Raw genomic sequence first — 24,198 nt, forward strand, 5'->3', positions numbered from 1 at the left:
AGATACTTATCCAGTTAAAATAATTTTACTGGATTTTTATTATGTCTGTCTCTGGCAAGCAAGAAGTATTATGGATTAATACATTAAAAGGTGGCTGTATACTGCTGGTGGTTTTACATCACACCATCATCACGACGTTTATTCCATCACTGCAGTATTTAACGGCGGGGTTGTTACCGGCTGATATGTGGGTAGTGTTTAATAAATATCTCTCGCCGCTGCGTATGCCAGCGTTCTTTTTTGTTTCAGGCTTGCTGGCGGCTAGTGCCATCAGCAAAAAGAGCTGGAGCGAGGTATTTACTAAAAAATTCACCAACATCATTTATCTTTACATTCTGTGGGGCATTATCCAGTGGGCCAGTATTTATAATATCTCCACTCATCTGATTGGTCAGAAACTTTCCTCTTCGGTCAATGCCGCCTATGCAGGATCGCCGCTGGAGTTTATTAAATTACTGACGCTATCGATGACCAGCCTGTGGTATCTGTACGCGCTGGCGGGCTATTTCCTCGCGGCGAAACTGTTCCACCGCCAGAAAGTGGCACTGCTGGTGGTGGCGATTTTAGTTAATTATGCCACCCAGTTTAATCTGGTTCCTGGCTGGGGCCCGAACAGCGTGGCGCAGAACTTTGTCTACTTCCTGCTGGGCGCCTTCTTTAGCCATACCCTGATTGAGATCAGTCAGCTGTCGCGCCGTCATCTGGCGCTGCTGGCCGGGATGCTGGTGATTGGCGTGGCCCACCACGCCGCCGGCATGATGAAGAACCCGTTCTACTGCATGGTGGCGATTGTGTTTGGCATCGTACTGTGCCGGGCGCTGAACAACCGCTTCAATATGGGGTGGCTGAACTGGATTGGCCGCAACACGCTGCAAATCTACGTGCTGCACCGTATCTTTATTGAACTGCTGGGTTTAACCATGCTGACGCTGGCAGTGAAGTACAGCCTGTTCGACAACCAGGCCTTCTCACTGGCGTGGGCGCTGGTACTGCCAGTGTTTGCAGTGAGTGTGACAACCTGCGTTTCGCTGATGGCCTGGACGCTACTTAATCGTGGTCCTGGAAAGGCGCTGTTTATCTATCCGCGGCTGTTGCGTAAGCCGCAGGCGGCGGAAAAAATGGCCAGCAATGGCTGACCCTGTTCTCTCTGGCCGATTTATTCGGCCATTTTTTTACCGATAAATAACTATAAAAAATAATTAATCAGTATCCATTCTGGCATGACGGAGGATGTACCAGAACCCTTTACCAACATCGGACCACTACAGCTGGAGTATTTAATGAATACACCTCAGAAGAAAGAGATCGCCTGGGTAAATACCCTGAAAGGCGCTTGTATTTTGCTTGTTGTGCTTTACCACGTGGTTTTACCCGGTTATGCCGAAATGGTTTCACACCTTACTGCCGGGCTGTTACCGGCTAAATTATGGGTGGCTTTTAATAACACCTTATCTCCGTTACGAATGCCGGCATTTTTCTTTGTCTCCGGCCTGCTGGCGGCAAATGCTATTTCTAACCGGCCCTGGAAACAGGTGTTCACTTCACGCGTCACCAATCTTTTTTATCTCTATTTCCTCTGGGGCGTGATCCAGTGGCTGATGATCAATGGCGTATCCAACAATCTCATGGGCGATCATCTGTCGGATAATATCAACGCCGCCTGGGCCGAAACCCCGTGGCAGTTTATCAAGCTGATGCTGCTGGCGATGAGCTCCTCCTGGTATCTGTATGCGCTTGGGTTGTTCTTCCTCGCTGCCAAGCTGTTCCGCCAGCAAAAAACGCTGGTGATGCTGGCGGCGGTGCTGCTGAACTATGCGGCAGTTACCAAAGTGATCCCAGGCTGGGGCCCGGAAAGCCTGTCGCAATACTTTATCTTCTTCCTGTTCGGCTCATTTTACAGTGCGATCCTGATCCGCTGGAGCGAATGGCGGCGGGATAACGTGCTGCCGTGGATGGTGCTGCTGGCGCTGTCGCTGGCGCACATCTGGCTGGGGCTGGATAAGAGCCTGTTCCTGTGCGTGCTGGCAATTCTCGGCTGCATCGCGGCCTGCCGCATCCTCAATCAGCACTTCAGCATGAAGTGGCTCAACTGGGTGGGGAAAAACACGCTGCAAATCTACGTGCTGCACCGCATCTTTATTGAGTTCTTTGGTATGTCGGCGATCCTGTTTGCCGTCAGCCATCAGCTGTTTGCCAGTAAAGCCTTTTCCATGCTGTGGGCAATCGCTTTCCCGCCGTTGATGGTGGGGCTGTGCGTCGCCTGTTCGGTGGGGATCTGGACGCTGCTGAACCGCGGCTGGGGTAAATCGCTGTTTATCTACCCGAAGCTGCTGCGCATGAAGTTTGATAGCTAAGTCGCGAATGGAGCATGCCTGGAGAGGGTCGGGCATGCCCGACCTCTGCGGCCCGCTCGTCAGGTATGCAGGAAACTGATTACGCTCTCGTTAAATTTCTGAGGGCAGGCGATGTTGGACAGATGCGCCGCGGGTAGCACCCCCAGCTGAGCCCTGGGGATATTTTGATGCAGCCATTGGGCCTCGGCCAGCGGGGTAATGGTGTCAAATTCTCCGGCGATAACCAGCAGCGGCAGGTTAATCCGCCCGGCTTCAGCATGCAGGTCAGCCTGAGCCAGCACATCGCAGCACGCGGCATAGCCGACGGCACTGGCGTGTGACAGCTGCATCACCAGCCGGCTGACTTGCGGATGGGCATGGCGGATATATTCTGGGGTAAACCAGCGAGCGGAAGAGCCGGCAGCCACCGCTGACAGGCCCTGTTCGCGTACCTGGCGCGCCCGCTGCAGCCAGGCCTCCTCACTGCCAATACGCGCGGCCGTATTGGCCACCACCATTTTTCGGAAACGCGCAGGGTAATGACGCGCCAGCCATAATCCGCTTAATCCCCCCATTGAGATACCGCAGTAGCAGGCATTTTCCACGTCGAGATGATCGAGCAGGGCGATAACGTCGCGCCCGAGGATCTCCAGATTCAGCTCACAGGCGGGCAGCGGTGTGCTGCCGTGCCCGCGTGGGTTATAGCGCAGCACGTTAAAGTCACGGGTGAGGGCCGCCATTTGCGGCTGCCACATATCCCAGGTGGTGCCTAATGAGTTGGCCAGCACCAGCACCGGAGCTTCTTTCGGGCCATCCAGGCGATATTCAATATTCATCTCAACTCCTTTCAATAATCAGCGCAATGCCCTGGCCAACGCCAATGCACATTGCGCAAAGTCCAAAGCGTGCGCCGCTTTTTTGTAGTTGCCAGGCGGCATTCATCACCAGCCGGGCGCCGGATGCGCCCAGCGGGTGGCCGAGGGCGATGGCTCCGCCGTTTGGATTGACGTGCGCAGCGTCATCAGGCAAGCCAAGGTCGCGCATCACCGCCAGCACCTGGGCGGCAAAGGCTTCATTCAGTTCGATCACATCCATCTGCTCCAGCTTCAGTTTTGCCTGGCTCAGGACCTTGCGAATGGCTGCGGCTGGGCCAAAGCCCATCAGCGCGGGTTCAATGCCGCTCACCGCGCTGGAAACAATCCGCGCCAGCGGCTGCAGCTGATGCTGCAGCGCGGCGCGCTCGCTGGCCAGCAGCAGGGCGCAGGCGCCGTCATTCAGACCCGAAGCATTTCCGGCGGTGATGCTGCCCTGCGGATGTACCACCGGTTTGAGCCTTGCCAGCATTTCCAGCGTGGTGTGACGCGGATGCTCATCGCGCACCATGTGCAGGGCAGCCCCTTTGCGCTGAGGAATGGTCACGTCCATCAGCTGCGGTTGATAAAATCCGCTCTCCTGAGCGTCGACCGTGCGCTGCTGGCTACGCAGGGCGTAAGCATCCTGATCGGCGCGGCTAATAGTAAACTTCAGCGCGACATTTTCTGCCGTTTGCGGCATTGATTCGACACCGTAAAGGGCGTCCATTTGCGGATTAATCAAGCGCCAGCCCATGGTCGTGTCCTCCAGCTTCATACTGCGGCTGAAGGGGTGCTCTGCTTTGCCCATCACAAAAGGAGCGCGTGACATGCTTTCCACCCCGCCCGCGATCGCCAGTGAGGCTTCGCCGCTTTTGATCGCCCGCGCGGCTATAGCGACCGCATCAAGACTGGACCCGCATAAGCGGTTAATGGTGCAGCCGGGCACAGAAGCGGGTAGCCCGGCCAGCAGCAGCGCCATGCGTGCGACATTGCGGTTATCTTCCCCGGCCTGATTCGCACAGCCGTAAAGCACATCATCCAGCGCCTGCCAGTCCAGACGCGGGTAACGCTCGAACAGGGCTTTCAGCGGCAGGGCAGCAAGATCGTCGGTGCGAACCGTTGCCAGGCTGCCGTTGAGCTTGCCGAACGGGGTACGAACGGCATCACACAGCCATGCACTATTCATCAGTTCCTCCTGGGGCAAACGTCAGCGCCACCGGGGTAATTGCCTGCAGCTGCTGCGGGGTGATATCGGTTAATATCTCCCGCACCCTCAGTCCCTGCGGGCTGACATCCATAACGGCCAGATCGCTGTAAATCCGGCTGATGCAGCCAATGCCGGTCAGCGGATAGCTGCACTGCGCCACGATCTTGCACTGCCCTTTTTTCGTCAGATGTTCAGTCATTACAAACACCTGACGCGCCCCGCTGGCCAGATCCATCGCGCCGCCGACCGCCGGAATCGCGCCGGGTTTACCGGTGCTCCAGTTGGCCAGATCGCCATATTGCGACACCTGGTAAGCGCCAAGCACGCAAATGTCGAGGTGCCCCCCGCGCATCATGGCAAACGAATCCCCGTGATGAAAATAACAGCCGCCTGGCAGCAGCGTGACGGGCTGCTTACCCGCGTTGATCAGCTCTGGGTCCTCATTGCCACTGGCAGGTGCCGGGCCCATGCCAAGGATGCCGTTCTCGCTGTGCAGGAAAATATCTTTATTGGCGGGAAGATAGTTGGCGATTTGCGTTGGCAGGCCGATGCCAAGATTGACGTAGGCTCCGTCCGGGATATCGCGGGCGATGCGCTGCGCCAGCTGGTTATGCGTGAGGCGGATGAGTTGCATTGTGTCACGCTCCTGAGGCGATCGTTGCGGGGCTGAGATTGGCTGAACAGACCACGCGCTGCACAAAAATACCGGGAGTCACCACCGCCTCCGGGTCCAGCGTGCCCAGCGCGACGTGGCGGGAGACTTCAGCGATGGTGCAGCGGGCAGCCATCGCCATAATCGGGTTGAAGTTGCGTGCCGCTTTGCGATAGACCAGGTTACCCCAGCGATCACCGCACTGTGCTTTGATCAGGGCAAAGTCTGCCTTCAGCGCCAGTTCCAGCACGTACTGCCGCCCCTCAATTTCGCGCGTCTCTTTGCCCGCAGCCAGCTCAGTACCGAAACCCGTTGGGGTAAAAATGGCCCCCAGCCCGCTGCCACCCGCCTGAATACGCGCCACAAGATTGCCCTGCGGCACCAGCTCCAGCTCAATCTCTCCGCGGCGGTAGAGGTCGTCAAATACCCATGAGTCACTCTGGCGCGGAAAGGAACAGATCATCTTGCGCACGCACCCCGCTTTGAGCAGTAGCGCCAGACCCGAATCAGCGTTGCCAGCGTTGTTGCTGACCAGCGTGAGGTTCTGCGGCCGCCGCCGAATCAGTGCGTCCAGCAGCGCATAGGGCTGTCCTGCCGGGCCAAATCCGCCAATCATCAGCGTGGCACCATCGTGAATGTCAGCCACGGCTTCATCGGCCAAAAACAGACTTTTGTCGATCATCTCGCTCCTCCTGAGTTGAGTCATCAGGGTGCTGACTTCACCGGTGAAAAAATAACCTAAAAGTGTCATTGGCACTAAAAGACGGTTTTATCGCAAGTTATGTGAGCTGGGGCGAACAGGTGCGATCTGCGCATCCTGATACCGTGGGTCAATCATTTTCAGCAGGATTTGGCTATCCCCGATCGGCAGGGTTCTATAGCGTAAAGCGATGATCAAAACTATTGAAACGCTGCTTCTTGATGTTCCTGCTATCCGTCCACATCGCCTGGCAATGGCCACGCTTCAGGTGCAAACGCTGGTGCTGGTCCGTCTGGTGTGTGAGGACGGGTTTGAGGGCTGGGGAGAAGCCACCACCATTGGTGGCCTGAGCTACGGCGACGAAAGCCCCGAGAGCGTCAAAGTCAATATTGACCGCTGGATGACGCCGTTACTGATCGGTCAGGATGCGCGCCGCATCGCCCAGCTGATGGCGCGCCTGAATAAATCAGTGCAGGGCAACCGCTTTGCTAAATGCGCAATTGAAACCGCCTTGCTGGACGCTCAGGCACGGCGCCTGAATATTGCGCTCAGTGAACTGCTGGGAGGACGGGTGCGCGATGCGCTACCGGTGGCCTGGACGTTGGCCAGCGGCAGCACCGACAAAGATATTGCCGAAGCCCGGCAGATGTTAGCCCTGCGCCGTCACCGTATTTTTAAACTCAAAATCGGCCTGCGCGATGTCGATGCGGACGTAGCGCACGCGCTGGCCATCAGGCATGCGTTGGGGGATGAGGTCAGCGTGCGCGTCGACGTCAACCAGGCCTGGAGCGAGCGACAGGCCGAGCGCGCAATGGCAGCACTGGAAGCCGGCGGCATTGAGGCGGTTGAGCAGCCGATTGCGGCAGAAAATCGTGCCGGGCTGGCGCGACTGGCGCGGCGTTTCAGCCTGCCGGTCATCGCTGACGAAGCGCTGAAAGGGCCGCACGATGCCTTCGAGCTTGCCCGCCATGCTGCCGCTGATGTGTTCTCGATAAAAATTACCCAGTCCGGCGGGCTGACGCAGGCGCGCCGGGTTGCCGATATTGCCCAGCTGGCAGATATCGCGCTTTACGGGGGCACTATGCTGGAAGGCGCCGTAGGCACGGCCGCCACGGCGCATCTCTGCTCCACTTTCAACGATTTGAGTTTCGGCACTGAGCTGTTTGGCCCGCTGCTGCTGACCGAAGATATTCTCAGTGAACCGCTAGTTTATCGTGATTTTATGCTGCAGGTCCCGACCGGGCCTGGGCTGGGCATTGCCCTCGATCGCGACAAAATCGCGGCGCTGCGGCGCCCTTAACAGGAGGACATATCACCATGCTGTTTCACGTAACCATGGATGTGAATTTGCCGCAGACGATGGCGGAAAATGTCGCCAGCGAACTTAAGGCACGGGAAAAAGCTTACTCTCAGGCGCTTCAGCGTTGCGGCAAGTGGCGACATATCTGGCGCATTGCCGGGCACTACTCCAACGTCAGCGTATTTGACGTCGACAGCGTTGAGGAGTTGCACAAGCTGCTGAGTGAGCTGCCGCTTTACCCCTTTATGACGATGCAGATAGTGCCACTGTGCCGCCACCCTTCAGCGGTCCGCGTGGATGACCGTTAAAACTTTTCTCTGCCTGAGCTGTACCTGAAATGGAGCATCAATATGAACAGCAAAGAGATCGACAACCTGGTTAACCGCTTTATCGTCAAAACCGCGAAAGGCACGGTGAACCCACGTATTCAGCAGGTCACCGTTCGTCTCCTGAGCGATCTGTTTAAGACGATTGAGGATCTGGACCTGCAGCAAACAGAGATCTGGAAAGGGCTGGAATATCTGGCCGATACCGGTATCGCTCAGGAAATGGGGCTGCTGGCGGCGGGAACCGGACTGGAGCGTTTTATGGATATCCGGGCGGATGAGGCCGAAATCAAGGCGGGGCTGCACGGCGGGACACCGCGCACCATCGAAGGCCCACTCTATGTGGCCGGGGCGCCAGTCTGTCAGGCCTGGGCGCGACTGGACGATGGTTCTGAAGATAACCAGGGCGAAGTGCTGTTTATGCAGGGCACGGTATGGAACGAAAAGGGTCAACCGCTACCCGGTGCCAGCGTTGAAGTCTGGCATGCCAATACCCTCGGTAATTACTCGTTCTTCGATAAAAGTCAGAGCGCGTTTAACCTGCGTCGTACCCTTATTACCGATCGACAAGGGCGCTATCAGTTCCGCAGCATTGTGCCGTCAGGCTATGGCTGCCCCCCTGACGGGCCGGTGCAGTATCTGCTTAATCAGCTGGGGCGGCACGGTCGGCGTCCGGCACATATTCACTTTTTCGTGACTGCCGCCGGCTACCGTAAGTTAACCACCCAGATCAACATTGATGGTGACGAATACCTGTGGGACGACTTTGCTTTTGCCAGCCGCGAAGGCCTGGTGCCTGAAGTCCATAAAGTGAACTCGCCAGAACAGATAGCCAGTAAAAATCTGAGTAAACCCTTCACCTCAATCGACTTCGACTTCACGCTCTATCAGGAACGCGCTGCCGTGCCTGACTCGGTCGTTGAACGCCGACATGCGCAGGGCTAGATGAGACGGGGCGACCGCAGTAACCGGTCGACCCGGACGGACGATGTCCTGATTAACCAATCGTCATCAGACTGGCATTTCCCCCCGCCGCAGCGGTATTGACGCTCAGCGAACGCTCCAGCAGCAGGCGCTCCAGCAGCAGATTGGTTTCGCCGCGGGCAAAGCCCTGCACCGAAACAATTGCGCCGTCGCGGGCTGCTACGGCTTCACACAGGCTGCGCAGCTGATCGGCATCGCCATGATAGATCACCGCATCAAAGGTGGTGCTCTCCAGCGGCTTTGCGGCCAGCGAAATGCGCTGCTGCACAATCGCAGGGAGCTGCTGGCGCAGAGTGCGATGCAGATCGTCGTCCGCCCACAGCGCCTGACTACCGACTGCCGTCACGGCCGCCAGCTGCACCAGCGCGTCCTGCTCGTTATCCGCCAGGCACAGCACCTGTTCGCGCGGCAGCAGGGCAAAGGTGTTGCGCTCGCCGGTTGGGCCAGGCAGCAGGCGCACGGTTCCACCCTGGCCCAGTACCTCGTAGCGCGCACAGCAGGCGGCGAGTTCCGGACGATCTTTCGCCCATTCGCTTAGCGCCTGATGCGGCGCCAGCAGAGCAGGGCGCAGAACGGCATCGACCGGGCGCTCTTTATCCTGACGATCGAGCGTCACGCGCAGTGCGCCGTCCGGGCGGTGCGACAGCAGGCGGTAAAGATAGAGCGGGCCACCGGCTTTCGGACCGGTACCGGAGAGACCCTCGCCGCCAAACGGCTGCACCCCGACCACGGCACCGACCATGTTGCGGTTAACGTACAGGTTGCCAACGTGGGCTTTCTGCGTCACCTGAGCAATGGTCTCATCAATACGCGTGTGCACGCCGAGCGTCAGACCGTAACCGGAGGCATTAATATGCTCAATAATCTGCGGCAGCGCGTTACGCGCATAGCGCACCACGTGCAGTACCGGGCCAAACACCTCTTTGGTCAGGTCCGTCACGCTGTTCAGCTCAATCAGCGTTGGCATCACAAAGGTACCGGACTGCCATTCGTGGCGATCTGCTGCCTGCGGCTGTGCGGCCTGGAACACGCTAAAGCCCTTGCTGCGCATGGTCTGGATATGCTCATCAATATTGCTTTTGGCCTCGGCATCAATCACCGGGCCGATATCGGTTGAGAAGCGCTCCGGGTTGCCCATGCGGCACTCGGCCATGGCACCGCGCAGCATCTGCAGCGTGTGCTCCGCCACGTCATCCTGAATACACAGCAGGCGCAGCGCCGAGCAGCGCTGGCCTGCGCTGTCGAACGCCGAAGCGACGATATCCGTCACCACCTGCTCGGTCAGCGCCGAGGAGTCGACGATCATCGCGTTCATGCCGCCGGTCTCTGCGATCAGCGGAGTCGGGCGGCCCTGCGGATCGAGGCGCCCGGCAAGGTTACGCTGCAGCAGGGTGGCAACGGCGGTAGAGCCGGTAAACATCACGCCGCGCACGCGCTCGTCCTGTACCAGCTGGGCGCCAACGGTTTCGCCGGCGCCCGGCAGCAGTTGTAACGCGCCAACCGGCACGCCAGCCTCATGCATAATGGCCACGGCCTGCGCGGCGATCAGCGGAGTCTGCTCGGCCGGCTTCGCCAGCACGCTGTTACCCGCCGCCAGCGCGGCAGCCACCTGGCCGCTGAAGATCGCCAGCGGGAAGTTCCACGGGCTGATGCAGACCACCGGGCCTAGCGGACGGTGGGTTTCGTTATCAAAATCGTCGCGCACCTGGCCCGCATAGTAGTGCAGGAAGTCTACGGCTTCACGTACTTCGGAGATGGCATTGCTGAAGGTTTTACCGGCTTCACGCACCAGGATGCCGATCAGTTGCTGCATCTGGCCTTCCATCATTACTGCGGCGCGTTCGAGTATCGCGGCGCGCTCCTGCGGCGGGGTGGCAAACCAAATCGCTCCTTCGCTGACGGCGGCATTGAGCGCGGCGGAGACTTCTGCGCGGGTGGCGCTGCGCACATAGCCCACCACATCTTTCGGCTCGGCGGGGTTAACCACCGCCACGCTTTCACCGCTTTCCAGTTCGGCATCAATCAGCGGCTCTACCTGCCAGCTCTGGCTGGCGCTGTTCAGCAACGCGCTGGAGAGCGAGGCAAGGCGATGCTCGTTAGCGAGATCCAGACCGGCGGAGTTCTGACGTTTCTCACCGTACAGATCGCGCGGCAGCGGGATTTTCGGATGCGGCAGGCCCAGAGCGCCTTCAGCGTGCGCCAGCTTCTCGACCGCTTCCACCGGATCGGCGACCAGCTCGTCAAGCGGCAGCGTGGCGTCGGCGATACGGTTAACGAACGAGGTGTTAGCGCCGTTTTCCAGCAGGCGGCGCACCAGGTAGGCCAGCAGGGTTTCATGCGTGCCGACCGGAGCATAGATGCGGCAAGGGCGGTTGAGTTTGCCGTCCGCCACTTTACCGACCACCTGCTCGTACAGCGGTTCACCCATGCCGTGCAGGCACTGGAACTCATACTGGCCAGGATAGTAGTTGTTGCCCGCCAGCTGGTAGATGGCTGCCAGCGTGTGGGCATTATGGGTGGCGAACTGCGGATAGATCAGGTTTGGCACCGCCAGCAGCTTGCGTGCGCAGGCCAGGTAAGAGATGTCGGTGTAGACCTTGCGGGTGTAGACCGGGTAGCCTTCCAGGCCGTCCATTTGGGCGCGTTTGATTTCGCTGTCCCAGTAGGCGCCTTTCACCAGACGGATCATCAGGCGGCGACGGCTGCGCTGGGCGAGGTCGGTCAGGTAGTCGATCACCATCGGGCAGCGTTTTTGATACGCCTGAATCACGAAGCCGATACCGTTCCAGCCTTCCAGCTCCGGTTCGAAGCACAGTTTTTCCAGCAGATCGAGCGACAGCTCAAGGCGGTCGGCCTCTTCAGCATCGATATTAATGCCGATGTCGTAGGAGCGTGCCAGCAGCGTCAGCGATTTAAGGATTGGGTACAGCTCCTCCATCACGCGCTCGTACTGGGCACGGCTGTAGCGCGGGTGCAGTGCGGAGAGCTTGATTGAAATGCCCGGCCCCTCATAAATGCCGCGCCCGTTAGAGGCTTTACCAATCGCGTTGATCGCCTGCTGATAGGAGAGCAGGTAGGCTTTCGCATCCTGCGCCGTCAGCGCCGCTTCGCCCAGCATATCGTAGGAGTAGCGGAAGCCTTTCTCTTCCAGCTTGCGTGCGTTAGCCAGCGCCTCGGCAATGGTCTCCCCGGTGACGAACTGTTCGCCCATCAGACGCATCGCCATATCCACGCCTTTGCGGATCAGCGGTTCGCCGCTCTTGCCGATAATGCGGTTCAGGGAACGCGACAGGTTCGCTTCGTTGTGGGTAGAGACCAGGCGGCCGGTAAACAGCAGGCCCCAGGTGGCGGCGTTGACGAACATTGACGGGCTGCGGCCAAGGTGGGAGTGCCAGTTACCGTTGCTGATTTTGTCGCGGATCAGCGCATCGCGCGTGGGCTTGTCGGGAATACGCAGCAGGGCCTCCGCGAGGCACATCAGCGCCACGCCTTCCTGAGAGGATAAAGAGAACTCCTGCAGCAGGCTTTGCACCATTCCGGCGCGCCCCGTTGCACCTTTCTGGTGCCGCAGCTTGTCGGCCAGCTGGTAACCGAGGCGATGCGTGGCTTCCGCCAGCGGCTTAGGTAAACGCGCCTGCTCCAGCAGCATCGGTACTGCTTCGGTCTCCGGGCGGCGCCAGGCGGAAGTGATCGCGGCACGGGCGACGGACTGCGGCAGGATCTGCTCGGCGAAGTCGAGGAACGGCTGGTGCTGCGGCTCTTCCGGCGGGCGCTCATCGCCCTCTGCCTGCTGGCCGTTTGACGGGATCTCCGGCAGCGCGCTGCCCTGTTCCACCTGCTGCAGATAGTTAAATATTGCCTGCTTGATCAGCCAGTGGGGCGTGCGGTCAATCTGCTGCGCTGCCAGTTTAATGCGCTCGCGCGTTGCGTCGTCCAGCTTCACGCCCATAGTGGTTGTGCCCATGCCTTACAGCTCCTGAATCAGTAATAAACATTTGATGAGGTGCAATATCACTGATGTTGCAACTTTGTGCAACCCGGTTAAATGTGACCTCGCCCTCATTCCTGAAAACCGCCATTTTGTTAACGAGCAAAAAGCGGCATGGATATTGCTGCAAGAATCCGGCCAGTTATGAAATGTGACGTATTACCTGGTTTTTGTCAGGTTGTTACCGAGGTGCAACCCGATTAAATGTGACGCAGTGCAACCTGCTGACATTTGAACGTAACTAGCAGGTGAAATGGCTGTGGAGGATGTGTTAAATCGTTTGTGCGTCAACGCCGATTACGGCAGGATACCGCCCCCGGCAGAAAGCCCCCTGTAAAACGTGCCCCGTTCCGGCCGTTTCACGAGCGTCTTTCGCCTGAGGATACTGATAATAAGTGGAGAATCTGAATGACTGTAAGTACGCCAATGATGGTGACATTTTGTATTTATATTCTCGGCATGGTTTTGATCGGTTTTATTGCTTACCGCTCAACGAAAAACTTTGACGACTATATTCTGGGCGGCCGCAGCCTGGGCAGCGTGGTCACCGCGCTGTCAGCCGGGGCATCTGATATGAGTGGCTGGCTGCTGATGGGCCTGCCTGGGGCCATTTTCCTGTCCGGCATTTCCGAAAGCTGGATCGCTATTGGTCTGACGATCGGCGCTTACCTTAACTGGAAGATTGTTGCTGGCCGTCTGCGCGTGCAGACCGAGCACCATGACAATGCTCTGACGCTGCCGGACTACTTCTCCAGCCGCTTCGAGGATAAGAGCAAAGTTCTGCGGGTGATTTCCGCCCTGATCATTCTGGTGTTCTTCACCATCTATTGTGCCTCTGGCGTGGTGGCTGGTGCGCGTTTGTTCGAAAGTACTTTCGGTATGAGCTATGAAACGGCCCTGTGGGCCGGTGCCGCAGCGACTATCGTTTACACCTTTGTTGGCGGCTTCCTCGCGGTGAGCTGGACCGATACCGTGCAGGCCAGCCTGATGATTTTCGCGCTGATCCTGACGCCGGTCATGGTTATTCTGGCAGTCGGTGGGCTGGGTGATTCACTGGAGGTGATCCGTGCGAAAAGCGTTGAGAACCTCGACATGCTGAAGAACCTCAACGTTATCGCTATCGTCTCCCTGCTGGGCTGGGGCCTGGGCTATTTTGGCCAGCCGCACATCCTGGCGCGCTTCATGGCCGCAGACTCTCACCGTTCGATTCGTAGCGCACGTCGTATCGGCATGACCTGGATGATCCTGTGCCTCGGCGGCGCCGTGGCGGTGGGCTTTTTCGGGATTGCTTACTTCCAGAACCATCCGGATCAGGCTTCCGGCGTGTCTGAAAACGGTGAGCGTATCTTTATCGAACTGACGCGTATTCTGTTCAACCCGTGGATTGCCGGGATCCTGCTGTCGGCCATTCTGGCGGCGGTGATGTCGACGCTGAGCTGCCAGCTGCTGGTCTGTTCCAGCGCGCTGACGGAAGATCTGTATAAAAACTTCCTGCGCAAAAATGCCACTCAGCGCGAGCTGGTGTGGGTAGGGCGCCTGATGGTGCTGCTGGTGGCGGTGATTGCTATTGCCCTGGCGTCTGACCCGAACAACCGCGTGCTGGGCCTGGTGAGCTACGCCTGGGCGGGCTTTGGTGCTGCTTTTGGCCCGGTGGTGCTGCTGTCGCTGATCTGGAAACGCATGACGCGTAACGGCGCGCTGGCGGGGATGATCGTCGGTGCGGCAACCGTGCTTATCTGGAAGCAGTACGCCTGGTTTGGCCTCTACGAAATTATTCCGGGCTTCCTGTTCGCCTGCATCGCGATTGTGGTGTTCAGCCTGCTGGGCAAAGGCCCGTCGGCGGCGGCGCAGCAGCGCTTTGATGCTGCGGAAGCGGAGTATCAGTCAGACTAAGCTTTACCTCTTCGCTGGTGCCGCCTGGCATCAGCGAACTTTCCAGTTTCGCGATACTTCACTCTGTTTATCCCGCCGTTCAGCACCACCTTTCGTTTATTGCCAGTAGAGCTGGTTTGATGGCAAAAAAGCTAAGGTGACACCTGCTGAGAGTTGCTTAGACTTCGTTGGCAATCTTCTGTCCCCAAAACGGAGTTTAATCATGAAAAATGGATTTATGTTGTTCATCAGCAGAGTGCTGCTGCTCGCTGTGCCGCTGGTAGCCAGTGCCGCCACATCTTCAGACTCGCAGGACCCGGTACTGCGTTTCTATCTGGTGCGCCACGGGCAAACGCTTTCTAACATCAAACAGATGACCATCGGCGGCGGAGGGAATGCCGAGCTGACGGCAAAAGGTCGCTATGATGCCAGCAGCCTCGGCCTTGGACTGTCTGAAGTGCCGTTTATTGCCGCTTACAGCAGTACGCTGGGGCGGGCATATCAGACGGCAACCCTGATACTGCGCGGCCGCGATTTAAGCGTCACGCAGATCGATGACCTGAAGGATATCTCCTGGGGTGATGCCGAAGGCGGCCGGATTGACGATTTGACCGCGCAATTTGGTCATTCCGGCAACGACTTTAGCTACTATTTTGGCCGCTATGACGACCCCGGCTTCGTCTCTCCGGTCCATGCCGAAAACATGGCAGATTTTTCCCAACGATTTGACGGTGCGCTGCGTAAGATTGCCCGTCAGCACCAGGGGCAGAGTGGCAACATTCTGGTTGCGGCGCACTCGTCGATGGCATTTTACCTGCAAAAATACCGCAGTAAGCAGCCTCTCTCCGGGTTGTCTAACACCAGCGTCTCGGTGCTGGAGTGGAAAAATGGCCAGTTTCATCTGATCGATTTTAACAATACCAATTATCTGCAAGCCGGTTATGCCAAAGAGAAGGCGCTGCCACCGCTGGAGATCAGTATCGTGGTGAATCCGTTGACCCATCTCAGGAAGATTGGGGTGATGGAAGGCACCAGCGACTCAGACTTTACCCCGGCGGGAGTAAAGGCCAACCAGCAGATTGCCAGCAGCCTGAGCCACGCGACGCTGATTGCCGCTTACAGCAGCCAGCTGGGGCGCGCCGTTAAAACCGCGCAGATTGTTACTCAGGCGCATCATATGCCGGTGATACAGGACAGGCGTTTAAACGAGCTGTTCCTCGGTACCTGGGAGGCCGAAAAGGTTGCCACCTTAAAAACTCACCCGGCATCTGCCTTTCTGTTTTCGCCAGCCAGGGTGATTGACTTTGTGCCTGAGGTCGCCGCTGAACGTGGAGAGATTGCAGCTGCACGGCTGGACGACTTTCTTTCCTCGCTGGCACATCGTTATGAATTCACGCCGGGAAGGGTGGTGGTGTTTACCCATCCGCTGGTGTTGGCCGCTTTTCTGAGCCTGCGCGTACCTGACTATCAACAGCCACAGCAGCAGGGCGCACAAGTGGTCGATCTGACTTATAAAAACGAAACCTTCAGGGTAAAACAGGTCAGGGCCTTATAAACCGGAGAAATACTGCGGGCTACACCAAGTGATGCCCGCAGCACCGTTACATCTGCTTAATGTTTTTCCCCCTCGCAAAACTCGAAAATATCCCTTGCCCGGCTTGTATTTCTTTGTCCGATAATGATAATCGATATCGTTCGTATTTTACTTATCTTTACTGGATTTGACTGAAGTTAACAGTTAGAGGGTTTTGGCATGTTTGTCCCGTTTCTCATCATGTTACGCGAAGGGCTCGAGGCGGCGCTGATTGTCAGCCTGATCGCCAGCTATCTGAAGCGTACTCAGCGCAGTCAGTGGTTCCCCGCCATGTGGATTGGTGTGTTTGCCGCTGCCGCGCTCTGCCTTGCCCTTGGCTGGTTTATCAATGAAACCACCGGTGAATTTCCGCAGAAACAGCAGGAGCTGTTTGAGGGTATCGTCGCCGTGGTCGCGGTGGTGGTGCTCACCTGGATGGTATTCTGGATGCGTAAAGTGTCACGCAACGTAAAGGCACAGCTGGAAGATGCCGTCGACAGCGCACTGCAGAAGGGCAACAGCAGCGGCTGGGCATTAGTATTTATGGTCTTTCTTGCCGTGGCGCGTGAAGGGCTGGAGTCGGTATTCTTCCTGCTGGCCGCCTTTCAGCAGGACGTGGGCTACGCGCCACCGCTCGGCGCGATGCTCGGCCTCGGCACCGCCGTGGTGCTCGGCATGCTGATCTACTGGGGCGGTGTGCGCCTCAACCTGGGCAGTTTCTTCAAATGGACCAGCCTGTTTATCATTTTTGTCGCGGCTGGCCTGGCGGCGGGGGCGATCCGCGCCTTCCATGAAGCCGGTTTGTGGAATCACTTCCAGGACGTGGCATTTGATTTCAGTAATACCCTCACGACGCACAGCGTGTTTGGCACTCTGCTGGAAGGCCTGCTGGGCTACCAGGAAGCGCCGAGCGTCAGCGAAGTGGCGATGTGGTTTATCTACCTTATTCCGGCTCTGCTGCTGTTTGTTATGCCGGGACGTGTTGCAACCTCCACAGCGCCTGGCGTGCGCTGATTCCGCCGGACGGGCCTGGCCCGCCGGTGCTATTACTTTGACAGGGATTACCTCTATGACCATGCATTTTCGCCGTCATGCGCTGAACGCCGCGCTGCTGGCTGCTCTAACGACTTCCGGCGCGGCGCTGGCGGCTGATATTCCCCAGGTTAAGGTCAGCGTTAACGACAAGCAGTGTACCCCGATGACGCTGACGGTGGACGCGGGTAAAACCCAGTTCATCATCAAGAACGACAGCCAGAAAGCGCTGGAGTGGGAGATCCTGAAAGGGGTGATGGTGGTGGAAGAGCGTGAAAACATCGCGCCGTCCTTTACCCAGAAGCTGACCGCCAACCTGGAAGCCGGAGAGTACGATATTACCTGTGGCCTGCTGAGCAACCCGAAAGGCAAGCTGATTGTCAAAGCCAGCGGCAGCCAAGCCAATGATGGTAAGCCGGACGTGCTGCAGCTGGTCGGGCCGATTGCCGAGTACAAAGTGTACGTGACCAAAGAAGTCGAGCAGCTGGTTGCCAGCACCAAAGCCTTTACCGATGCGGTGAAAGCCGGCGATCTGGCAAAAGCCAAAGCCCTGTTTGCACCAACCCGCCAGCACTACGAGCGCATCGAGCCGATCGCCGAGCTGTTCTCCGATCTCGACGGTGCCATTGACGCCCGTGAAGATGACTTCGAGAAGAAAGCGGAAGACCCGAATTTCACCGGTTTCCACCGCCTGGAGAAAGTGTTATTTGCTGATAACACCACCAAAGGGATGGATAAGTTTGCCGACCAGCTGTACAAAAATGTGCTGGATCTGCAGACCCGCATCAACGAACTGGCCTTCCCGCCGGGTAAAGTGGTGGGCGGGGCTGCCGGTCTGATTGAGGAAGTCGCGTCCAGCAAGATTTCGGGTGAAGAAGATCGCTACAGCCGTACCGACCTGTGGGATTTCCAGGCCAACGTTGATGGCGCGCAGAAAATCGTTAACCTGCTGCGCCCGCTGGTGCAGAAACAGAACCCGCAGCTGCTGGCGAAGGTGGACGGTAACTTTAACAAGGTGGATACCATTCTCGCCAGGTACCGTACCAAAGACGGCTATGAATCCTACGACAAACTGACCGATGCGGACCGTACCGCACTGAAAGGCCCAATCACGGCGCTGGCCGAAGACCTTTCTCTGCTGCGCGGCACGCTTGGCCTGGACTAATCAGAAATGGCAAAATCCGTTGACGACGTGGCGCTGACGTCACGCCGTCGTTTACTGAAAGGAATGGGCATCCTCAGCGGTGCCCTGGCCGTGGCGGGCGGTTGCCCGGTTCATGCCGCCGCTGAGGGGGACTCTTTCTCACCGGGGGCGTTATCGCCAAATGCCCGTCAGGAAAGCCAGCCGTTTTACGGCAGGCATCAGGCCGGGATCGTCACCCCGCAGCAGGCGTCGATGATGCTGGTGGCCTTCGACGTGCTGGCGACGGATAAGACGAGCCTGCAGCAGCTGTTCAAGCTGCTGACGGCGCGCATCGCGTTTCTCACCCACGGCGGGAAAGCGCCGCGGGTGACCAACCCGCAGCTGCCGCCGATGGACTCCGGCATTCTCGGTGAGGAGATCTACCCGGATAACCTGACGATTACCGTTTCCGTGGGGCATTCGCTGTTCGATGAGCGCTTTGGGCTGCAGGCGCTGACTCCGCTTAAGCTGCAGCGTATGACCCGGTTCCCCAACGACGCGCTGGATGCCAGCCTGTGTCACGGCGACCTGCTATTACAGATCTGCGCCAATACCAATGACACGGTGATCCACGCGCTGCGCGATATCATCAAGTACACCCCGGACTTGCTCAGCGTACGCTGGCGGCGCGAGGGGTTTATCTCCGACCACGCCGCGCGCAGCAAAGGTAAAGAGACGCCGATTAACCTGCTGGGCTTTAAGGATGGCACGGCGAACCCTGATACGGCAGATACCAGCCTGATGGATTCGATTCTGTGGGTGGGCAAAGGGCAGGGTGAACCGGCATGGACGCTGGGCGGCAGTTATCAGGCGGCACGCATTATTCAGTTCCGCGTGGAGTTCTGGGACCGCACGCCGCTGCGTGAACAGCAGACCATCTTCGGCCGTGAAAAGCACAGCGGCGCACCGCTGGGTATGCACAACGAGCATGATGTGCCGGACTACAGCCAGGATCCGGATGGCGACATTATCCCGCTGGATGCGCATATTCGCCTGGCCAACCCGCGCACGCCGGAAACGCAAAACAACCTGATGCTGCGCCGTGGTTACAGTTATTCGCTGGGCGTTTCCCGTTCCGGCCAGCTGGAAATGGGGCTGCTATTTGTTTGTTATCAGCACGATCTGGAAAAAGGATTTTTGACCGTGCAGAAACGATTAAATGGCGAAGCGCTGGAAGAGTATATAAAACCGATCGGCGGGGGCTATTACTTTGTCCTGCCGGGCGTACCTGATGCACAACACTATCTGGCACAGGGATTGCTGGAAGCCTGACCTAATTAGCGGATTTGACTTAAATCCGCTAATTTTCCTTTTAACTTACGCTCCCTTAAAATGACATCAGACAATCTTAACTGATTATAAAACACCCAGTCGCTGTTTTTACTGACGCCATTGTTAATAAAGTGATATTTATAACCTGATGATTAATAGAGTATTATCGAAAGTTTCATTATACTCGTAAAAAAAGTGTTGCATTTTTTTGGTAAACTGCTGAATATGAAATTGCTGTTGATTTTCGCATATAGTTTCCCACTACGGAGATAGCGAATGCTGAAGTCCTTTAACGGACCACAAGTGAAAAAGTCATACATCGCCTTGATTCGCGAGGAGCTCATTTCCTCGGTAGCTTTCTCTTCTTTTACAATCCAACTGCTGTTCCAACACTCCTTTAAACCTTTTTTGGTGCATAGCCTGCAAGCGTATCGCTATGCATTTTTACCAACGGCTAGACCAGGCTTAAAAGGAAGCCATGACCTCTAAAGCGTTCACGTAATCGCATCGATAATAGGGATGCGGGAAATGAAACCAACTGTAAGGTGCCACTATGGGAAGACAGAAAGCAGTGATCAAAGCTCGTCGTGAAGCAAAACGTGTGCTTCGTAGCGATTCACGCAGTCACCGTCAGCGTGAAGAAGAATCGGTCACCTCGCTGGTGCAGATGGGTGGGCTGGATTCGATTGGCATGGCACGCGATAGCCGCGACCATTCACCGATTGAAGCCAGAAATGAAGCTCAGGCGCACTATCTCAACGCCATAGAAACCAAGCAACTGATCTTCGCTACGGGCGAAGCAGGTTGTGGTAAAACCTGGATCAGCGCCGCAAAAGCGGCCGAGGCCCTGATTCATAAGGATGTTGACAGGATTATAGTGACTCGCCCGGTACTTCAGGCGGATGAGGATTTGGGATTCCTTCCAGGGGATATCTCAGAAAAATTCGCCCCGTATTTCCGGCCGGTATATGACGTTCTGGTTAAACGTCTTGGCTCTTCCTTTATGCAGTACTGCCTGCGTCCCGAAATTGGCAAAGTGGAAATTGCGCCGTTTGCCTATATGCGAGGCCGCACGTTTGAAAACGCCGTGGTGATTCTGGATGAGGCGCAGAACGTCACCGCCGCCCAAATGAAGATGTTCCTGACTCGCCTTGGGGAAAACGTGACCGTCATTGTTAACGGCGATATCACCCAGTGTGATTTACCGTCCCATGTTCAGTCCGGCCTGGCCGACGCGCTGTCGCGCTTCCAGGACGACGAGATGGTGAGCGTGGTCCGTTTCGGAAAAGAGGACTGCGTGCGTTCTCAGCTCTGTCAGCGCACGCTGCTGGCTTACGGTTAATCGCTTAAGCCCTGATGAAAGCCCGGCCAGTTGGCCGGGCTTTTTTATGGCTACTCGTCAGTGCCAAAGCCCTGTTTCAGCACGGCTGGCTGCACCTGCGGGAAATAAATATGGTCGTAATAGCTGGCGGTATTGTTACCCCAGTTATCGCCATCGGTTCGCCCGGTCTGCTGCCAGTGCGCGACCAGCACCTCGTTATACGCTTTGATCACCTCAGGCAGCATCGCGCTGTTATAGCGCTCCTCGTGGCGGAAGCCCGCCAGCGACATACGCGGTTTCTGAACGGCAGGTTGATCAACATACCCCAGCACCACCCCCGCTACCGGGAAGGTCAGCTCAGGCAGGTTAAGCAGCTCAATCATCGCCTGCGGCTCGCGGCGGATCCCGCCAATTGGCACCACGCCCAGCCCGTGAGAGCGGGCAGCGGTCATCACGGTCGCCAGCGCGATTCCAATATCGGTCGCACCGGAGATCAGGCTTTCCAGGCTCTCATGCGCGATCTGCTGTTTGCCTTCCGCCTCAATTGCCAGCTGGCTTTTGTGCATATCCAGCACAAAGGTGATAAACACCGGGGCTTTCGCGATCCACGGCTGTCCACCGGCAATTTCCGCGATTTTTGCGCGGGTGGCAGCATCACGCACCACCACCAGCGATACCTGTTGGGAATTTACCGAAGTTGGCGCACGCCAGGCCGTTTCGACAATGTCATCAATAATCGTGTCGGCAATGGGGGTGTCAAGATAGCTGCGATCGCTGCGGTGGCTTTTCAGCAGTTGAGTGATTTCGTTCATGTGATACCTGGTGTTCTGAATATGTAGAGTGTGAAGGTAGTGAAGATCCAGGGGTAACGGCTACGCATTTTGTGCGGCAGATCACATTTTTTGCTGTAGGGGGCGACCGCTTCTCTGGTCGCCCCGCAAAACCTTCAAAGCGGCGCTGGATATTAAATAACATCGCGTTGGTCGCGCAGGTGTAGGGGCGGGGCATGCCTCGCCCTCCGCGAATGCGGGTCGGGCATGCCCGACTCCTACGCAAAATGCAAAAAAAAAAGTCTGAACATGAGTTCAGACTTTCTCTTTGAATATGGTGGTGAGAGAGGGGGATCACTCGCGCCATCCCTGGCGCTCGCCCTGCGGGCAGCCTGCGGCTGTGCAAAACGGCTTTCCTGCCGTTTTGTCGAACCCTGGCGAGGGTTCTCACTCCCTCTCTCCGTGCAAAATGCAAAAAAATGCCTGAACTTTCGCTCAGGCATTTCTTTTAGAATATGGTGGTGAGAGAGGGGTTCGAACCCTCGATACGTTGCCGTATACACACTTTCCAGGCGTGCTCCTTCAGCCACTCGGACACCTCACCATATTTTACTGCCGCTACCCGCAGGGGGTAACGGGGCGCTACTATAGGCAGTCGCGGGTAATGGGTCAAGCAGTATTTTTCCCTGTGCTTCTATTCGCTTAAGTGATGAGCAACCAAGGATAATCTGGTGCAGCCGGTGCGCAATTCGCCATAAACGGCGAAGCTCGCCTTTTATGCCGTTAGAACGGCAGGCCGGGCTTTAAGCCGGGCTGATATCAGCAGCTAAACCCTGTGAAGCGATCGGCCAGCCATAAGGTAAATTGACATTAATCTGTCACAAAAAAGTCGCAAAGCTGAAATAGTTGTATCGCAGACTGACTCCCTGAAATCTTTAGCAAAACTTATTCATGGAGATCGCCGTTTAATGAAACATAAAGCTTTCGCACTTTCCCTGCTGACCTCACTTATCTGCTCCTCTGCCGTCGCCGATATCGCCACTTACCAGCGGGCCGCGCAGGGTGATATTACTCAGCCGGGCGGAGCACGTCGCCTGAGCGGTGACCAGACCGAGGCGATTAAAGCGTCGTTGAGCAACAGCACGGCGAAAAACGTTATTCTGCTGATCGGCGACGGCATGGGCGACTCCGAAATTACGGCGGCGCGAAACTATGCGCAAGGGGCGGGCGGTTTCTTTGAAGGGATTGATGCGCTGCCGCTAACCGGACAGTACACCCACTATGCGCTGGATAAGAAAACCCACAAGCCTGACTATGTGACCGATTCAGCAGCATCTGCCACCGCCTGGGCAACCGGCGTGAAGTCCTATAACGGCGCAATTGGCGTTGATGTAACGGGTAAAGATCATCCCTCGCTGCTGGAGTTGGCGAAAGCCGCCGGTAAAGCGACCGGCAATGTTTCAACCGCAGAGCTGGAAGATGCCACCCCGGCGGCGCAGATTGCCCACGTCACCTCGCGTAAGTGCTACGGCCCGGTCAAAACCAGCGAGCTGTGCGCCAGCAATGCGCTGGAGCAGGGCGGTAAAGGCTCGATTGCTGAGCAGTTGCTAAATGCGCGCGCCGACGTCACCTTTGGCGGCGGCGGGAAGACCTTCAGCGAAACGGCAAAAGCCGGCGAGTGGCAGGGCAAAACGCTGGAAGAGCAGGCGAAGCTACGCGGCTATCAGCTGGTGAACGATCTCGACGGCATGAATGCGCTTACCTCTGCCAGCGACGCGCAGCCGGTGCTGGGGCTGTTCGCTGCCGGGAATATGCCGGTGCGCTGGAAAGGCCCCCAAGCCACTTACCACGGTAATCTTGATGGCAAACCGATTACCTGCGAAGTAAACGCGGAGCGACCGGCATCGACGCCGACGCTGGCGCAGATGACCGATAAGGCTATTGCGCTGCTGAGCAGTAAACCGGAGGGTTTCTTCCTGCAGGTGGAAGGCGCTTCTATTGATAAGCAGGATCACGCGGCCAATCCGTGCGGGCAGATTGGTGAAACCGTCGATCTGGACGAAGCGGTGCAGAAGGCGCTGGAGTTTGCGCGCAAAGAGGGCAATACCCTGGTGATTGTCACTGCCGATCATGCGCACTCCAGCCAGATTATCGCCAACGACAGCAAAGCCCCGGGCCTGACGCAGACGCTGATCACCAAAGATGGCAGCCCGATGACCCTCAGCTACGGTAATTCAGAAGAGGATTCGCAGGGCCACACCGGCACCCAGCTGCGCATCGCTGCCTTTGGCCCGCACGCGGCCAATGTCGTCGGCCTGACCGATCAGACCGATCTGTTCTATACCATTAAAGCGGCGCTGGATATTAAATAATCACGCATTTTACGGGCCGATCGAAAAAAAGGATCGGCCCCTACAGCACACAGGAAGATGTAGGGGGCGACCGCTTTTCTGGTCGCCCCGCAAATGCAAAAAAAAGTCTGAACGTGAGTTCAGACTTTCTCTTTAAATATGGTGGTGAGAGAGGGGGATCACTCGCGCCATCCCTGGCGCTCGCCCTGTACCTTTAAAGCGGCGCTGGATATTAAATAACATCCCGTTGGTCGCGCAGGTGTAGGGGCGGGGCATGCCTCGCCCTCCGTTAATGCGGGTCGGGCATGCCCGACCCCTACGAAAAATGCAAAAAAAGTCTGAACGTGAGTTCAGACTTTCTCTTTAAATATGGTGGTGAGAGAGGGGTTCGAACCCTCGATACGTTGCCGTATACACACTTTCCAGGCGTGCTCCTTCAGCCACTCGGACACCTCACCATATTGTTGCCGCAACCCGGTT

19 protein-coding genes and 2 tRNA genes are annotated in these 24,198 nt (G+C 57.2%); 13 read left to right on the forward strand and 8 right to left on the reverse strand.

Annotated elements, in window-relative coordinates:
* The first annotated feature begins 41 nt into the window (after positions 1-41).
* Positions 42-1,136, forward strand: a complete 1,095-nt coding sequence (locus tag J2Y91_RS17435) for an acyltransferase family protein (RefSeq protein ID WP_253539032.1) — start codon at positions 42-44, stop codon at positions 1,134-1,136.
* Between the two features lie 144 nt (positions 1,137-1,280).
* Positions 1,281-2,354 carry an acyltransferase family protein gene (locus J2Y91_RS17440; RefSeq protein ID WP_253539034.1) on the forward strand — a complete coding sequence of 358 codons (1,074 nt, stop codon included), beginning with the start codon at positions 1,281-1,283 and terminating at the stop codon, positions 2,352-2,354.
* Between the two features lie 59 nt (positions 2,355-2,413).
* Here the strand turns inward: J2Y91_RS17440 and pcaD are convergent, their stop codons facing one another.
* From pcaD to J2Y91_RS17460, 4 genes are read right to left on the reverse strand one after another with little or no spacing between them, the layout of a single operon-like run.
* Positions 2,414-3,169: a 3-oxoadipate enol-lactonase gene (pcaD, locus tag J2Y91_RS17445; RefSeq protein ID WP_253539036.1), complete on the reverse strand. Its 756-nt coding sequence runs from the start codon at positions 3,167-3,169 to the stop codon at positions 2,414-2,416.
* A 1-nt stretch (position 3,170) separates the two neighbouring features.
* Positions 3,171-4,373, reverse strand: a complete 1,203-nt coding sequence (gene pcaF, locus J2Y91_RS17450) for a 3-oxoadipyl-CoA thiolase (protein WP_253539037.1) — start codon at positions 4,371-4,373, stop codon at positions 3,171-3,173.
* Positions 4,366-5,028, reverse strand: coding sequence for a 3-oxoacid CoA-transferase subunit B (locus J2Y91_RS17455; protein WP_253539038.1), 663 nt, complete (start codon positions 5,026-5,028; stop codon positions 4,366-4,368). The genes pcaF and J2Y91_RS17455 overlap by 8 nt, the downstream gene beginning before the upstream one ends.
* Before the next feature lie 4 nt (positions 5,029-5,032).
* The gene (locus J2Y91_RS17460) at positions 5,033-5,728 is read right to left on the reverse strand and encodes a 3-oxoacid CoA-transferase subunit A (RefSeq protein WP_253539039.1); all 696 of its coding nucleotides are present in this window, start codon (positions 5,726-5,728) and stop codon (positions 5,033-5,035) included.
* 208 nt (positions 5,729-5,936) lie between these two features.
* On the opposite strand from J2Y91_RS17460, the gene J2Y91_RS17465 reads away from it, so the two are divergent.
* From J2Y91_RS17465 to catA, 3 genes are read left to right on the forward strand one after another with little or no spacing between them, the layout of a single operon-like run.
* A complete protein-coding gene (locus J2Y91_RS17465) occupies positions 5,937-7,046 on the forward strand; it encodes a muconate/chloromuconate family cycloisomerase (RefSeq protein WP_253539041.1) in 1,110 nt (369 codons plus the stop codon).
* A gap of 17 nt (positions 7,047-7,063) precedes the next feature.
* Positions 7,064-7,354: a muconolactone Delta-isomerase gene (gene catC / locus J2Y91_RS17470; protein ID WP_253539043.1), complete on the forward strand. Its 291-nt coding sequence runs from the start codon at positions 7,064-7,066 to the stop codon at positions 7,352-7,354.
* 42 nt (positions 7,355-7,396) lie between these two features.
* Positions 7,397-8,317 (forward strand): catechol 1,2-dioxygenase, encoded by a 921-nt coding sequence (catA, locus tag J2Y91_RS17475; protein WP_253539045.1) that lies wholly within the window; start codon positions 7,397-7,399, stop codon positions 8,315-8,317.
* A gap of 52 nt (positions 8,318-8,369) precedes the next feature.
* Here catA and putA read toward each other — a convergent pair whose 3' ends face one another.
* Positions 8,370-12,320: a trifunctional transcriptional regulator/proline dehydrogenase/L-glutamate gamma-semialdehyde dehydrogenase gene (gene putA, locus J2Y91_RS17480; RefSeq protein WP_253539048.1), complete on the reverse strand. Its 3,951-nt coding sequence runs from the start codon at positions 12,318-12,320 to the stop codon at positions 8,370-8,372.
* A gap of 432 nt (positions 12,321-12,752) precedes the next feature.
* Between putA and putP the strand changes: the two genes are divergently transcribed.
* The 7 genes from putP to phoH all read left to right on the forward strand — a co-directional run bounded on the left by putP (position 12,753) and on the right by phoH (position 20,618).
* The gene (gene putP / locus J2Y91_RS17485) at positions 12,753-14,237 is read left to right on the forward strand and encodes a sodium/proline symporter PutP (RefSeq protein WP_253539051.1); all 1,485 of its coding nucleotides are present in this window, start codon (positions 12,753-12,755) and stop codon (positions 14,235-14,237) included.
* A 202-nt stretch (positions 14,238-14,439) separates the two neighbouring features.
* On the forward strand, positions 14,440-15,771 hold the full coding sequence (locus J2Y91_RS17490) for a histidine phosphatase family protein (protein ID WP_253539054.1): 1,332 nt from the start codon (positions 14,440-14,442) through the stop codon (positions 15,769-15,771).
* Positions 15,772-15,969: 198 nt separating this feature from the next.
* Entirely contained in the window at positions 15,970-16,803 is an 834-nt protein-coding gene (gene efeU / locus J2Y91_RS17495; RefSeq protein ID WP_253539057.1) for an iron uptake transporter permease EfeU, read from the forward strand.
* Positions 16,804-16,858: 55 nt separating this feature from the next.
* Positions 16,859-17,986, forward strand: coding sequence for an iron uptake system protein EfeO (gene efeO, locus J2Y91_RS17500; RefSeq protein ID WP_253539059.1), 1,128 nt, complete (start codon positions 16,859-16,861; stop codon positions 17,984-17,986).
* Between the two features lie 6 nt (positions 17,987-17,992).
* Positions 17,993-19,276, forward strand: a complete 1,284-nt coding sequence (efeB, locus tag J2Y91_RS17505; protein ID WP_253539062.1) for an iron uptake transporter deferrochelatase/peroxidase subunit — start codon at positions 17,993-17,995, stop codon at positions 19,274-19,276.
* A gap of 276 nt (positions 19,277-19,552) precedes the next feature.
* Positions 19,553-19,765, forward strand: coding sequence for a hypothetical protein (locus tag J2Y91_RS17510; protein WP_048915748.1), 213 nt, complete (start codon positions 19,553-19,555; stop codon positions 19,763-19,765).
* 64 nt (positions 19,766-19,829) lie between these two features.
* Positions 19,830-20,618, forward strand: a complete 789-nt coding sequence (gene phoH, locus J2Y91_RS17515; RefSeq protein ID WP_048915749.1) for a phosphate starvation-inducible protein PhoH — start codon at positions 19,830-19,832, stop codon at positions 20,616-20,618.
* Positions 20,619-20,668: 50 nt separating this feature from the next.
* Here phoH and J2Y91_RS17520 read toward each other — a convergent pair whose 3' ends face one another.
* Positions 20,669-21,409: an NADPH-dependent oxidoreductase gene (locus J2Y91_RS17520; RefSeq protein ID WP_048915750.1), complete on the reverse strand. Its 741-nt coding sequence runs from the start codon at positions 21,407-21,409 to the stop codon at positions 20,669-20,671.
* Positions 21,410-21,883: 474 nt separating this feature from the next.
* A tRNA-Ser gene (locus J2Y91_RS17525) sits at positions 21,884-21,971 on the reverse strand.
* A gap of 364 nt (positions 21,972-22,335) precedes the next feature.
* On the opposite strand from J2Y91_RS17525, the gene phoA reads away from it, so the two are divergent.
* Entirely contained in the window at positions 22,336-23,739 is a 1,404-nt protein-coding gene (gene phoA / locus J2Y91_RS17530) for an alkaline phosphatase (RefSeq protein ID WP_253539064.1), read from the forward strand.
* Positions 23,740-24,088: 349 nt separating this feature from the next.
* Here the strand turns inward: phoA and J2Y91_RS17535 are convergent.
* Positions 24,089-24,176 (reverse strand) — tRNA-Ser (locus tag J2Y91_RS17535).
* Between the last annotated feature and the right edge of the window lie 22 nt (positions 24,177-24,198).

Origin of the sequence: Erwinia aphidicola (assembly GCF_024169515.1) — a bacterium.
Taxonomy (GTDB): domain Bacteria; phylum Pseudomonadota; class Gammaproteobacteria; order Enterobacterales; family Enterobacteriaceae; genus Erwinia; species Erwinia aphidicola.